We start from the raw sequence: 13,194 nt of genomic DNA on the forward strand, positions 1-13,194 counted from the left end.
TCTAAGCGGAGAAGAGCCGCACAGCTATTGATAAACTTGTTGTTACATTTCTTTGCACATAAAAAAACACCGCCAATAAGGCGGTGTAAACAAATTTGACAGACAGGTCAAAATAAATACAGGAAGTACATGCCTCGTTTCAGTATAGAACTGCAACAAAACATTTGGTAGAACTCTACCCAACTCGAAAAGAACGAGTTTGCAAACACAACATCGCAGGAGCTAAGCCAATTGATTCTAGAGAGAATCAAGCCGTTCAGGCTAGCTGCTGCGGGATGAAATATAGAATTTCTCTGGCCGCTAGGCAATGGACAAATTATAATGTTTCAGATAAAAAAAACTAATGCTTATTTAGAGAGTAACTATGTCTCGTCGATTACCCCCATTAAACTCGCTAAGAGTGTTTGAAGCTGCTGCTCGACACTTGAGTTTTACGCGTGCCGCAGAAGAGTTGTTTGTTACTCAAGCGGCGGTCAGTCATCAGATCAAAGCGCTTGAAGAATTCTTATCTTTGAAGCTGTTTCGCCGAAGAAACCGCTCTTTGCTGCTGACTGAAGAAGGCCAAAGCTACTTCTTGGATATCAAAGATATTTTCACATCACTGGCAGAAGCGACGGACAAAGTGCTTGAGCGAAGTGAAAAGGGCGCATTGACCATCAGTTTACCGCCGAGTTTTGCCATTCAATGGTTGGTACCAAGGCTTGCCGACTTTAATCAGCAAGAACCTGACATTGATGTAAGAATCAAAGCCGTTGATATGGATGAAGGCTCGCTAACCGATGATGTAGACGTCGCTATCTATTATGGCCGAGGTAATTGGTCGGGGCTTAGAGCCGATAAGCTTTACCAAGAATACTTGATCCCTCTTTGCTCACCTTCCGTGCTGCTAGGAGTAAAACCATTAGAATCTCTCAGTGATTTAGCATGTCATACGCTATTGCATGATACTTCTCGAAAGGATTGGAAACAGTTCGCTAAGCAAAATGGCATCGATGGGGTAAACGTTAATCACGGCCCTATCTTCAGTCACTCAACCATGGTGCTGCAGGCAGCGGCTCACGGCCAGGGCATTGCTCTGGGTAACAACGTGTTGGCGCAGCCTGAAATCGAAGCGGGTCGTTTGATTGCGCCTTTTGATGAAGTGTTGGTGAGTAAGAACGCCTTCTATGTGGTTTGTCATGAGAAACAAGCCGACATGGGTCGTATTGCTACCTTCCGCGACTGGATGCTAGCGAAAGCGCAAAGTGAACAAGAGGACTTACTCGATGAATAACGTCATCATTGATGGTGAAGACAATCCCATCACCTTTATCTTTGCCCATGGTGCTGGCGCAGGCATGGAGCATGAGTTCATGCAGTCGGTAGCCAAAGGGTTAGCCTTTAAAGGGATACGAGTGATTCGTTTCAACTTCCCTTACATGATTAAACGTGCTGAAGATGGTAAGCGTCGTCCACCTGACAGAGCGCCTAAGCTACTTGAAGCCTATCAAGAGATTATTGAGCAGGTTGATGCCGATAAGCTTGTGATTGGTGGTAAGTCGATGGGAGGGCGTATGGCGAGCCATTTGTCTGAACTTGATAAGGTGGCCGCAATGGCGTGTTTAGGCTTTCCTTTCCACCCACCAGGTAAACCCGAGAAATACAAAGGTGAGCATCTGGCTGAGTTAGCAAAGCCATGCCTCATTTTACAAGGTGAGCGCGATACCTTTGGTAAGCGTGAAGAGTTTGCTGATTTTGATCTGTCTGATTCTATTCGTGTTGAATTTATTCCCGATGGCGACCACAGCTTTAAACCTCGTAAGAGTTCTGGTTACACCGAGCAGCAGAATATTGCGTTAACCGTTGAGAAGTTATCAGCGTTTATCAAAGAGGTACTCAATGAGAAGTAAGTATTTACTCACGTTTGCTGGCATCTCTGGTGCGGTTGCTGTGATGCTTGGCGCCTTTGCAGCTCACGGTTTGAAAGCTATCTTGTCTGAATATCTGCTAGGCGTGTTTGAGACGGGTGTTCAGTACCAATTTATCCATACTCTAGCGATATTGGCGTGTGGCGCTCTGCTGCAGATGAAACTTGGCGCTAAATCACAAAAATATTTTTTCATTGCGGCAATTTGCTTTATCATCGGCATCCTTTGTTTTAGTGGCAGCCTTTATGGCTTGGCACTGACAGGAATAAAATGGTTTGGCCCTATCACTCCGTTTGGTGGTCTACTATTTATCATTGGTTGGGGAGTCTTCTCCTTCGCTGCTTTGAATATAAAAGAGGTAACTCAGTGAAACACGTACTACTTTATTGTCGCTCTGGTTTTGAAAAAGAATGTGCTGGCGAAATTCAAGACAAGGCAACACAACTGGAAGTGTTTGGTTTTCCTCGCCTAAAGAACAATACAGGTTTTGTATTGTTTGAATGTTACCAAGCAGGTGAAGCGGACAAGTTGATCAAAGAGATCGATTTCCAATCACTGATCTTTGCTCGTCAAATGTTGGCAGTGGCTGTTGAAATTAAAGACCTGCCAACCGATGACCGTATTTCTCCAATTCTTGAGGCGCTTTCTGAGAAAGAAGGTTTCCCTCGTTGTGGTGATATCCGTATTGAAACGCCAGATACTAACGAAGCAAAAGAGCTTTTGAAGTTCTGCCGTAAATTTACCGTGCCGATGCGTCAAGCGATGCGTGGTAAAGGCCTGATGACAGCGAAAGATAACGCTAAGAAGCCTGTGCTTCATTTATGCTTCATCGCTCCGGGCCACTGTTTTGTTGGTTACTCTTACCCAACGAACAACTCCCAGTTCTTTATGGGTATCCCTCGTCTGAAGTTCCCATCAGATGCGCCAAGCCGTTCTACATTGAAGCTAGAAGAAGCATTCCACGTATTCATCCCTCGTGATGAGTGGGACGAGCGTTTGGCTCCAGGTATGTGGGGTGTTGATTTAGGAGCGTGCCCAGGTGGTTGGACTTACCAATTGGTTAAGCGCTCGATGTTCGTTCACTGTGTTGATAACGGCATGATGGCAGACAGCCTAATGGAAACAGGTCAAATTAAGCACCACATGGTGGATGGCTTTAAGTTTGAACCAGACCGTAAGAACGTAACTTGGATTATCTGTGACATGGTTGAGAAGCCAGCTCGTGTTGCTCACCTTATGGGTGAGTGGATCATCAAAGGCTGGGCGAAAGAAGCACTGTTCAACCTTAAACTGCCTATGAAAGGCCGTTACGATGAAGTACTGCAAGATATCGAGAACCTAAAAGTGTTCCTGATTGAGAACAAAGTGAAGTTCAAGATGCAGGCTAAGCACCTTTACCACGATCGCGAAGAGATCACGGTCCACATTCAGGCGCTTTCAAACATCTCACCGCACTAATATTTACGTTAGTGTGTCAGTGATAAAAAATGCTCCTTTAAGGGGCATTTTTTGTATCAATATTATCGAGTCACAGCGACTTAAGCGTTTGCTTCGTAACGAATATCTTGCAGGTTGAACCCTAAATCAATATCGGTTTTGAGTGCCGATACTTGCTTACATACACGAGCGGATTCGATGTGTTCGTCGAACTTCTTACGATATTTTTTCGGCAGATCTTCTGCTTGATAGGCCGCTTCGATATCTGGGTAAGTGGTCAATATCTCTTTGGCTGCTTTTGGCCCGATACCTGGGATGCCCGGTACTTGGCTTGAGCTTACGCCCGTTAATCCCCAGTAATCCGCCAGTTGTTCAGGTTTAACGCCAAACTCAGCTTCGATAAAGGGTTTATCTAACCAGCGGTGCTGGAAGTAATCTCGGATCTGAAGCGTTGGTGACAACAGTTGGCAGTAGCCCTTATCCGTCGAGACGATGGTGACGGTTTCTCCGTGGTCAGCCACTTTCTTTGCCAGTGTTGCGACGAGATCATCCGCTTCATCGCCATCAGACAGCAGTGAATCAATGCCTAACTCCCACCAAGCTTGTTGAATAGCATCAAGGCCTTTCATCAATGGTTCTGGCATCGGTTTACGATTCTGCTTATAAGCAGGAAGCACATCTGCGCGCCAGCCACGGTCTTGTAAATGGTGATCAAATACCGCGATGATGTGGGTGGGCTTTGATTCATTCAGAATCTTATTGAGAGTGCGAATTGTGGTGGTAATGGTTCTTGCTATATCGGTTGGATCCGGCTGAACAGAGTGCACGCGTCGGATGAGGTTTAAGGCATCGATAATAACAAGATGGATAGACATAAGTTTCCACTAAATAGGCAATAAAAAAAGGGGCTGCTAGCCCCTTATAGTAACGTATCACTTGGTGAGTTGAAACGTTGGTAACGTAAACGCCTTAATCACGTGAGGCGATTTTATAGCAAGGCACGTAGTCGGTCCCTCCCGGTAACTTCATTCGATGTTGCTCAACAAAGTCATTCAGCAGTTGGTCCATCTTGGTCATTAGCTCTTTGTCGCCATCAATTAGGAATGGGCCGTGCTTCTCGATCTCCAGAATACCCTCTGCTTTGACGTTACCAGCCACAATGCCTGAGAACGCTTTACGTAAATTAGCGGCTAGGCTTTCTGTTTTTTGGTCCATATGAAGATCAAGCGCCGCCATAGATTCGTGTGTTGGGTCGAATGGCAGTTGGAACTCAGGCTCAATATGCAGTGACCAGTTGTAGCTGTAGGCATCGCCAGTCTCTTTACGGTGAGAGCGCACATCTGGCATCGCTTGTTTCATGATTTTCGCAGCGCGTGCTGGGTCATCAATCACGATTTCATAATGTTTCTGTGCATCAGGCCCTAGAGTTTCACCAATGAACTTATCGATCGAGCGGAAATACGCTTCACTCTCTTTCGAGCCAGTTAGGACAATCGGCATTGGCTGCTCGGCGTTATTCGGGTGCATCATGATCCCTAAGATGTACAGCAGCTCTTCGGCCGTGCCTGGGCCGCCTGGGAAAATGATGATGCCATGCGCCATACGAACGAATGCCTCAAGACGCTTCTCGATATCTGGCATGATCACCAGTTCGTTTACTATCGGGTTTGGTGGCTCAGCGGCAATGATTGAAGGCTCTGTCAGCCCTAAGTAACGATGATCAGTATAACGTTGCTTAGCGTGACCAATAGCCGCGCCTTTCATTGGCCCTTCCATCGCACCCGGTCCACAACCGGTACAGATGTTCAGCTCACGTAGGCCCAGTTCATTACCCACTTCGCGAGTGTACTGGTATTCAGTGGCATTAATTGAGTGACCACCCCAACACACGATCAGGTTAGGCTCGATGCCTGGCGTCAACGCACCTGCATTTCTCAAGATACCAAACACAAGGTTAGTAATGTGAGTGGCATTAGTCAGGTTGAGCCTTTGGTTATCGGCTAAGTGCATGTTGACGTAAACAATGTCACGCAGCACTGAAAATAGGTGCTCTTGAATACCCTTGATGATCTCACCATCGACAAAGGCATGCTCTGGTGGGTTGCTCAGCTCGAGTTTGATACCACGCTCACGTCGCACTACCTCAACATCAAACGATTGATACTTGTCGAGTAGCTCTTTGGAGTTGTCGGTGTGGCTACCTGAGTTGAGTACCGCTAACGTACAGTTACGATACAGTTGGTATAGATCACTAGACGCGGTTTTCTTAAGACGCTCAACCTCAAGTTGAGAGAGTAAATCCATGCTACCGGCAGGGCTGATATGAGTGATCATAGTGCCTCCTTGTTGAAAAGAGCAGAGGACGTTGAAGTGACCCTCTGGCTCGAGAGTGAGAAGCAAACGTTGAAAGTGTTTGGTTAAAGGTGGGGGAGAGTTAACCAGACGAAACGGATACGACAGCGTTGCTTGCCAAGAATGCTTGTTAAGCGAATGTTAATCATTAGCTTAGCAAACATTGAGGGAAATGGTATGTGATAAGTATTTGAAAAAATGAAATAAATTAAATCTAGGGCTGGCCTAGTGCCAAACAAGTTGGTTATTACCGCGTTGTTTTGCTTTATTTAGTGTTGTATTGAGTCGCTCTAACACTTCTTCAGGTGTATCTGACTCTTTAAACTGAGTACTTGCCGCGCATAAAGTAATCGTGATTTGTTGGTCACGGAACTTAAAGGGTAAGCGGCTTACTTGAGTTTGAATGTTTTGAATCACTTGGTGACAATATTCATCGGTTTGCTCTGGCAATAGTAAGACAAATTCTTCACCTGAAAAACGCGCCACAGTATCGGTCGTGCCTGCTTCTTTGGTGATGGTTCTTGCGATGATCTTAAGCGCTTTATCGCCGGCGGTATAACCAAAGCTATCGTTAATGGCTTTGAAGTTGTCGATGTCCAGAAGTACTACGCGCAGTGAGTGTTGTGCGCGGATCCAGCGGCGATACTCAAGCTCTAAGCGATCAGTAAAGGCAGTGCGATTGTAAACCTTGGTTAGAGGATCAAGCAGCATACGCTGAGCCTGATCTTCCAAGCGCTTACGGTAATCTTGCGTCACTTCATAGAGTGAATCTAACTGAGTCTTTCCGTAACTCATTCTCTCTATCAGAGCTTGTTCTTTTTGCTCTGCGTGGTTCAGCCTTTCCGAAAGAGAGGCGATTTCACTGAGTAGCGGATTAATCGACAGCTTTAAACTATCAATATCTTTCGCTTTATCTACCGAGCTTTGGCTTCTAGTGACTAGTTCATTTAACTCAGAGTTTAGACCTTGTCGGTGCTCAAAGTAGCTCTGGCTCTGGTCGGCATTTTGGTCTGCCGTTTTGATGCTGGACGCTAAAGAAGAATTAAGCTGATCGATGAATTGTTCAGACTTCTTACGTTCTAGGTTGGTGCCTTCAATAACCAGTTTGAGGATCTGAAGTGTTAGCTCAAGTAGGTTTTGTGTGGAAACACCAAGCAGCAGCTTCGCTCGAATATCGGTAAGCAGATCACCCGATTCACCCTCGAAGTCGAGTTCAGTGATCAGATGTTGTAGTTCGTTTGATAGGTCGGAAAGGAGCTCTTGTTCCGGAGAGTGCGCAGCGTCAGCAAAATGGGTGCGTGAGTTATTCGCCATAATCTTTATGGCACGCTCATAAATACCGAGAAGTTTCATGGCGTGGTCGACTTTCTGACTGCCATTGCATTCGGAGAAGCTAAGTAAGTTTCGTAGGTCGCGTTTGAGCTGTGCTGGAAGGCCAGTTATGCGCTGCAGCGTTTCCCCACTGTGCTTAATGCTATCGTCCAGATACCCGTTCTGTTTATCCATAGCCAACGTTTTCTGCTTAAGCATCCTTTCTAATACTGCCAGTTTTGGGATCATTGAGCTAATGTCTTTTTGCTTTTCTAGCTCTTCCCTAAGGGCAATGAGGTTTTCATCTAAATGGCTGTTACTACCAACACATGCATCACTTAAAGACGTGACGATACGCTTTAGAACTTTCTGTTCTCTAATAAACTTGAACGAGGTGTCTCTTTGCGTCAAACGGACCTGCTCCAACTGAGATTTCAGCTGGTGGAGTTGCGCCTGAATGTCTTTTTCAAGAATGCCCATAGATGTATTTATTAGCGCCGCGTAGACCGATCTCGATCATTTTGATGAAATTCCGTTACATCGATAATAACAAAACTAAAAATAAGGTCACGACTTGCTGCTCTTAACCGCTCGCAAATCAGTCATCTTTTAGCATTTTTTTGATGTTGTCCTCATTCTGGTACGAGGATTGTATTTTTATTAACCCTTGATTAATCGCATGTTTACACGCTTCTCTTATGTTACCAGTTGCAAGGCTCGCTGCTGGTGCATTATCGATAGCTTTTAGATAGACCCATTGGCTACTGCGCTCTTTGAGACTGATCTCACGGGCGAGATTGGTCGACATCAACAATACGTCGAGCAGCTCTTGATCGTTAATTGCGGTGTAAGCGCGTGGCAAGAATGGGTAGTCAGCGATGCCCATACGGACCGTTCGGTTGATGTTTCGCTCTGTTTCGAAGTCATTCACCCAAGACTGAATCTTTCTGAACATGTCCTCAGGCGACAAATCACGGTCCGCGTTTGGCTCGATATAAAGCAGGTTCGCATCCGAGAAGTGGTAGACACGAGCTGGGCCTTCAAGCTTAGATTTTAGGAATTCACCGAAAGCGTCTTCCAGTTCTAGACCGGCTTTGTAACCGTTCTGCGTGTACATATTGCGTAAGAACGGTAAATCAATCATCACGAAGCGTAAGCGGTCGTTGAGTGGCTCATGAATCAATTCGCCAAGTTGCCACTGTTCGAAGGTCTGGCTGGTTTGTTCCAGCGAGTTAGAGAGCTTCGCATTGAGCATTCTTAAGTTCGGAAGCTTTGAACGTGAGTGCGTAAATAGGTCGGTGCGCAGTGAGTCCACTTCTTTGGCTAAGGTTTGAATGAGATAGCCACGGCGCAGAACAAAGAAGAACAAGACAATGCTGAACAGGAATAGGGCGAACGATATTTTCTGGAACTTGCGATGCTCTAGTTTGTACTTTTCTAGCTCTTGCGCTTGGCCTGCGTAGTGCAGGGTTTGTTCGGCAAATTCTTTCTGTTGACGGAACGCGTCTTCGCCAACACGGTTGAGTTTTTGCTGCTCTAGAGAGACAAGGCTGTTGTATTGCTTGAGGTTTGCCAATGCTTGCTGTGGACGACCTGCCTGTTCATAACCCAAAGAAAGTAAGTAGTACGAGCGTTGTGAAAGGCGCATGTTCTCTATCTGGCGTGAGATCTCAAGTGCACGTGTCGCATGCTTTATCACGTCTTCGCTTTCTTGTAGGTGATACGCTAACCCTGCAGATAACAGTGCAGCACGGCCTTCCAGCTTTGGAATGTCGGTATATTCCAGCAGCTCAAGGGCACGGGTTAGGTACTGTTCTGCTAGAGGGTAGTTATAAAGGCGTAAGTAGGTCGCCGATAGACTTAGTCGGATATCAATGACTTGGTGGATATCTCGGTCAGTGCTTTCGTGATCAAGAACGTTGAAGAAGTGTACCAAGGCAAGGTTATATTTCCCTTGATAGAAGTACACATCCCCCATTTTCTTAAGCACTTGTGCTAAGACAGGCGAGTTTTCAAAGTTGTCATAGAAATCAGCGGCTTGAGATAGGTGTTCTAACGCTTTATCCAACACTTGGCGCTCAAAGAAAAGCTGCGCAAGTAGGCGGTTGACCTTGGCCAAACGTGAACTTAGATTGCCCTCTACTGATTTCCAGTAGCCATACAACAACTCGGATAACGCGTGGTTGTACTCTTTGTGAGTCAGATAAAACTCGCCGACGGAGATATGGTAGTCGATGGTGACTTTTTCAGAGTAACGTTGATCGAGATAGGTTTTGGCTTCTTGATAGAACTTTTCGGCTTCATCGATCTTGTTGTCGTAAGAGGCGATGTCGGCTTTCAACATGATCAAGCGATAGGTAATGCCTTCCGTTAAGCGTAAGGTTTTATTCACCGACTCTAGATTTGTTTCAATGTTAGTGAGCTCTGATTTTGCTTTGGCTGATTTTCTATCACTCAGCCAAAGTAAGCGAACTTTTAGGATCTGAAGATCTATTTTTAGGTAATCAAGCTTATAGGTTTGCGCTAGCTCGGAGGCTTTGTCGATGTGCTGAATCGCAATACGCATATTGCCAAGGTTGTATTCCGCTTTGGCTAAGATCTTATACGCATCGATACTGCTGTTTGGTGTTCGAATCGAGGAGTCTGTCTCTTCGCGAGAAATAGCTGAAGGGCTTTTCTCGCGTTGATCAGAAAGGACACGCAGCGTTAGGTAGCTGTTGGCCATTTGTTTTGCTTGGCTCGGCTCGATCTCAACCAAATTATTGGCTTCATTGAGTAGCGCCGACGAATAAACCGACGCATTGACCGATGTGCTTAAGCTTAAAATAAATAGACTAACAACGTATAACCAACGCATTTCAATGTCCCTTTAAAGATTTGGTAGGTTCAAATAAGTGTGGGTGGTTCTCGCCTGATTATTGGCGAGCCATACGCTTATTGTGGCTTGGTCTATCTTGCTCTGTTGAACGGTATGGGTTGATATCCAGACCACCACGACGTGTGTAACGTGCGAACACAGTTAGCTTCGAAGGTGCACAGTATTTCATGATGTCAGTGAAGATACGCTCAACACATTGTTCGTGGAATTCATTGTGCTCACGGAAAGAAACTAAATAGCGTAGCAGAGCTTCACGGTCAATTTGCTTACCAGAATATGCGATCTCAACGCTGCCCCAATCCGGTTGATTGGTGATCAAACAGTTCGACTTCAATAGGTGGCTGTGCAGTGTTTCTTCAACGTCTTGTTCGCCAGCAGCGCCTTCAAGCAGCGACGCTTCAAAGTCGTAGCTAGTGATTTGGATGTCTTGGTTGTCGATACAGTCACCTTCCATCGTCACGATAGGTTGGTTAGTGTAGTCGGTTACTGAGTTTACATTCACAATCACCGTTTCGCCTGCACATGCCGACAAATCTTGGGTCAGGCGCTCGGTTACTTGATCCCAGTTTTCAAATTGAGTCTGGTTGTAGCTGTTCAGGTACAGCTTGAAAGATTTTGATTCAATTAAATTTGGGCTGGTTGCTGGGATGAAAACTTCACCGACAGCCACTTGTGGTAGACCATTGGTGTTTAGCCACGAAAGCTCGTACATCGTCCAAATATCATGACCAACAAAAGGCAGCTCGCCGTTTAGCGCAAGATCATCGCGATTAAGGCTACGAGGCACTGGTTGCAATAAACTTGCATCGTATTGGTTAGAGTACTCAGTTTTTTGGCCAAGGGTTAAACCCGCTAGCTCTTTTGCGTCAGAATATTTGCTCATACTTTCGTTTCAAATTCGATTAGAATGGGGTCGATTTTACTGAATCCCCCTTACCCTGTCATTAAGTCATCGCTTAATCGGCGCGGAAAGGGCTCGGATTCTATTTATTATTTTGTGTTTAGGAGATTTTCATGACTCAACGTGCTCAAGACGCACTACTTTCTTTTAGTCAGCGATACGTTGACGCGTGGCAGCAGAAACACCAAAGCTTACCTCGTAATGAGGAGTTGGTGGACATCGTATCGCCATGCGTAGAAGAAAAGAGTGGCGATGCCGTGTTGTGGAAGCACTATCCACGTGAGCAATTCGCGGATTTCACCAACGTTGAAACCGGTATTGAGTTGACTCTGCATGAAGACATCAAAACTTTCTACGGCGCACAATTCAGCGCAGATATGAACGCAACTTTCGATGGTAACGAATTGACTCTGTTACAGATTTGGAGTGATGAAGACTTCGAATGCCTACAAGAAAACATTTTGGGTCACCTAGTAACTCAGCGTCGCTTGAAGCTAAAACCAACGGTTTTCATTGCCGCGACCGATGCTGAGCTGGATGTTATCTCTATCTGTAACCTAACGGGTAACGTGATTTTGGAGCGCTTAGGTACCAAAAATCGTGATGTGCTCGCCGAGACATTGGCAGAATTTTTAGAAAAGCTACAACCAGCGGTATAAATAGATGTACGTACTAGAACTTCAATTTGAGTGTTTTGATAACACAACGGTAAGCGCTGTCGACAAGGCGGTTAATGGCTTAATGGATGCACTTCGTTATAACGGACAAGTGTTAGGTCGTGAGTTCCCAATCGTGATGGGCGATGGGGAATTCTATGTTCGCGTTGTGTGCCCGGAGCAAGATAGCTTGCACCCGCGGAATCACTCAGACTTTGTGAAAGTGTGTTTTGATCGCTTGTCTAACGCGAGCCTACTAGCGCCTAAAATGCGTTTGCTCGGTCGAGATCTGAACTCAGAAGAAGTGGCAGAAGATGAAACACCAAGCTGGCAGGTGTTATACACGACATTCGTGCACACCTGTTCACCGCTGCGTAGTGGCGATAGCTTGCTACCAATCCCTTTGTATCGCAATCCACCTACCTTCAATGGCGACCATAAAGCCGTGTTGAAATGGCAGACCGAATGGCAAGCCTGTGATGAAGTACAAATGGGTGGTGGTTGTCGCGCGGAACATGCAACGCTAACCGAGATCAGTGACACGAAGAGTGTGCTGTTTAAACGCGGTTGGGGTCTAAGAGGGCGCATTGAGTATCTGACTAAGGTTCCAACCTACTACTACTTATACCGTGTCGGTGGGATCAGCCTGAAAGATGAAAAAGAGCGCAAATGCCCGCAATGTGGTGGTGAATGGCTGCTAGATGCGCCTATCCACGATATTTTCTATTTCAAGTGTGATGACTGCCGATTGGTGTCAAACATCTCTTGGGATCACCTGAAGTAATCGACTTTGTTTCGCTTAAATCTGAGATGCTTTACTTTCTAGCAAATCTTTATCATTAAAAAAGGGGCTGACGTTATGTCAGCCCCTTCGGATATCTATACAGTGCTGTCGTTTAGTTGATTACCAACCTTTAACGACGCCACCTTGGAAGATGTCAGAAGCTGCGTTGTACACTTCTTCAGTTTGGTAAGCTTTAACGAAGTTTTGTACGTTTTCAGCGTTTAGGTTGTCTTCACGAGAAACGATTAGGTTTACGTAAGGAGAATCTTTGTCTTCAACGAATACGCCATCTTTTTGTGGAGTCAGGTTGATAGAGCTCGCGTAAGTTGTGTTGATGATAGATAGAGCAACATCATCAAGAGAACGTGGCAGTTGAGCTGCGTCTAGTTCAACAATCGTTAGGTTCTTAGGGTTACCCACGATGTCGCGAACTGTAGCTAGAAGACCTGCGCCTTCACGAAGTTCAAGAAGACCTTGTTGCTCAAGAAGAAGTAGAGAGCGACCTAGGTTTGTAGGGTCGTTTGGTACAGCAATACGAGCACCGTCTTGGATTTCGTCTACCGATTTCACTTCTTTAGAGTAACCCGCAATTGGGTAAACAAACGTGTTACCAGCGATAGTTAGCTTGTAGCCACGGTCAGCCACTTGCTGATCTAGGTACGGTGCGTGTTGGAATGCGTTGATGTCGATAGAACCATCATCTAGAGCTGCGTTTGGTGTTACGTAATCCGTGAAAGTAACCAGTTCAACGTCTAGGCCGTATTTCTCTTTCGCTACTTTAGCTGCCACTTCAGCAACTTGCGCTTCTGCACCTGCCATTACGCCAACTTTTACTTTAGAAGTATCCACTTCTTTATCACCACAACCTGCTAGAACTAGCGCTGAAGCTGCTGCTGCGATAGTTAGTAAACCTTTAAGGTTAAATTTCATAATAATCTCCTTTTAATAAATCTATTTAATTAGGTTCA

General features: G+C 45.6%; 12 protein-coding genes. 6 read left to right on the forward strand and 6 right to left on the reverse strand.

Annotated elements, in window-relative coordinates:
- Positions 1-364 precede the first annotated feature (364 nt).
- From gcvA to rlmM, 4 genes are read left to right on the forward strand one after another with little or no spacing between them, the layout of a single operon-like run.
- Positions 365-1,273: a transcriptional regulator GcvA gene (gcvA, locus tag AB4307_RS03645; RefSeq protein ID WP_012604639.1), complete on the forward strand. Its 909-nt coding sequence runs from the start codon at positions 365-367 to the stop codon at positions 1,271-1,273.
- Positions 1,266-1,889: an alpha/beta fold hydrolase gene (locus tag AB4307_RS03650; protein WP_102319949.1), complete on the forward strand. Its 624-nt coding sequence runs from the start codon at positions 1,266-1,268 to the stop codon at positions 1,887-1,889. Before gcvA ends, AB4307_RS03650 begins: the two co-directional genes overlap by 8 nt.
- Positions 1,879-2,277 carry a DUF423 domain-containing protein gene (locus AB4307_RS03655; protein WP_102319950.1) on the forward strand — a complete coding sequence of 133 codons (399 nt, stop codon included), beginning with the start codon at positions 1,879-1,881 and terminating at the stop codon, positions 2,275-2,277. The genes AB4307_RS03650 and AB4307_RS03655 overlap by 11 nt, the downstream gene beginning before the upstream one ends.
- Positions 2,274-3,365, forward strand: coding sequence for a 23S rRNA (cytidine(2498)-2'-O)-methyltransferase RlmM (gene rlmM / locus AB4307_RS03660; RefSeq protein ID WP_017070491.1), 1,092 nt, complete (start codon positions 2,274-2,276; stop codon positions 3,363-3,365). Before AB4307_RS03655 ends, rlmM begins: the two co-directional genes overlap by 4 nt.
- Before the next feature lie 80 nt (positions 3,366-3,445).
- On the opposite strand, the gene xni is transcribed toward rlmM, so the two are convergent.
- From xni to queF, 5 genes are all read right to left on the reverse strand, one after another.
- Positions 3,446-4,219: a flap endonuclease Xni gene (xni, locus tag AB4307_RS03665; protein WP_017069498.1), complete on the reverse strand. Its 774-nt coding sequence runs from the start codon at positions 4,217-4,219 to the stop codon at positions 3,446-3,448.
- Positions 4,220-4,313: 94 nt separating this feature from the next.
- The gene (gene ppnN, locus AB4307_RS03670; RefSeq protein WP_372083585.1) at positions 4,314-5,678 is read right to left on the reverse strand and encodes a nucleotide 5'-monophosphate nucleosidase PpnN; all 1,365 of its coding nucleotides are present in this window, start codon (positions 5,676-5,678) and stop codon (positions 4,314-4,316) included.
- A gap of 243 nt (positions 5,679-5,921) precedes the next feature.
- Positions 5,922-7,487, reverse strand: coding sequence for a sensor domain-containing diguanylate cyclase (locus tag AB4307_RS03675; protein ID WP_081229491.1), 1,566 nt, complete (start codon positions 7,485-7,487; stop codon positions 5,922-5,924).
- Positions 7,488-7,605: 118 nt separating this feature from the next.
- Complete coding sequence (locus tag AB4307_RS03680; RefSeq protein ID WP_372131156.1) at positions 7,606-9,864, reverse strand: tetratricopeptide repeat protein; 2,259 nt, start codon at positions 9,862-9,864, stop codon at positions 7,606-7,608.
- Positions 9,865-9,922: 58 nt separating this feature from the next.
- A complete protein-coding gene (gene queF, locus AB4307_RS03685; RefSeq protein ID WP_017060768.1) occupies positions 9,923-10,768 on the reverse strand; it encodes an NADPH-dependent 7-cyano-7-deazaguanine reductase QueF in 846 nt (281 codons plus the stop codon).
- A 131-nt stretch (positions 10,769-10,899) separates the two neighbouring features.
- Here queF and syd point away from each other — a divergent pair, with 131 nt between their 5' ends.
- Together syd and AB4307_RS03695 are read left to right on the forward strand one after the other, a co-directional pair.
- Positions 10,900-11,445, forward strand: a complete 546-nt coding sequence (syd, locus tag AB4307_RS03690) for a SecY-interacting protein (protein WP_050633962.1) — start codon at positions 10,900-10,902, stop codon at positions 11,443-11,445.
- A gap of 4 nt (positions 11,446-11,449) precedes the next feature.
- Complete coding sequence (locus tag AB4307_RS03695) at positions 11,450-12,226, forward strand: Zn-ribbon-containing protein (RefSeq protein WP_017060766.1); 777 nt, start codon at positions 11,450-11,452, stop codon at positions 12,224-12,226.
- A 120-nt stretch (positions 12,227-12,346) separates the two neighbouring features.
- Here the strand turns inward: AB4307_RS03695 and metQ are convergent, their stop codons facing one another.
- The gene (metQ, locus tag AB4307_RS03700; protein WP_017060765.1) at positions 12,347-13,156 is read right to left on the reverse strand and encodes a MetQ/NlpA family lipoprotein; all 810 of its coding nucleotides are present in this window, start codon (positions 13,154-13,156) and stop codon (positions 12,347-12,349) included.
- Positions 13,157-13,194 lie beyond the last annotated feature (38 nt).

Origin of the sequence: Vibrio sp. 10N.261.52.C2 (genome assembly GCF_041471425.1) — a bacterium.
GTDB lineage: Bacteria > Pseudomonadota > Gammaproteobacteria > Enterobacterales > Vibrionaceae > Vibrio > Vibrio crassostreae_C.

Bases quoted from the DNA above. Each gene is read 5' to 3' on its own strand.
- gcvA (WP_012604639.1), top strand. From the start codon at position 365: ATGTCTCGTCGATTACCCCCATTAAACTCGCTAAGAGTGTTTGAAGCT.
- AB4307_RS03650 (WP_102319949.1), top strand. From the start codon at position 1,266: ATGAATAACGTCATCATTGATGGTGAAGACAATCCCATCACCTTTATC.
- AB4307_RS03655 (WP_102319950.1), top strand. From the start codon at position 1,879: ATGAGAAGTAAGTATTTACTCACGTTTGCTGGCATCTCTGGTGCGGTT.
- xni (WP_017069498.1), bottom strand. From the start codon at position 4,219: ATGTCTATCCATCTTGTTATTATCGATGCCTTAAACCTCATCCGACGC.
- ppnN (WP_372083585.1), bottom strand. From the start codon at position 5,678: ATGATCACTCATATCAGCCCTGCCGGTAGCATGGATTTACTCTCTCAA.
- AB4307_RS03675 (WP_081229491.1), bottom strand. From the start codon at position 7,487: ATGGGCATTCTTGAAAAAGACATTCAGGCGCAACTCCACCAGCTGAAA.
- AB4307_RS03680 (WP_372131156.1), bottom strand. From the start codon at position 9,864: ATGCGTTGGTTATACGTTGTTAGTCTATTTATTTTAAGCTTAAGCACA.
- queF (WP_017060768.1), bottom strand. From the start codon at position 10,768: ATGAGCAAATATTCTGACGCAAAAGAGCTAGCGGGTTTAACCCTTGGC.
- syd (WP_050633962.1), top strand. From the start codon at position 10,900: ATGACTCAACGTGCTCAAGACGCACTACTTTCTTTTAGTCAGCGATAC.
- AB4307_RS03695 (WP_017060766.1), top strand. From the start codon at position 11,450: ATGTACGTACTAGAACTTCAATTTGAGTGTTTTGATAACACAACGGTA.
- metQ (WP_017060765.1), bottom strand. From the start codon at position 13,156: ATGAAATTTAACCTTAAAGGTTTACTAACTATCGCAGCAGCAGCTTCA.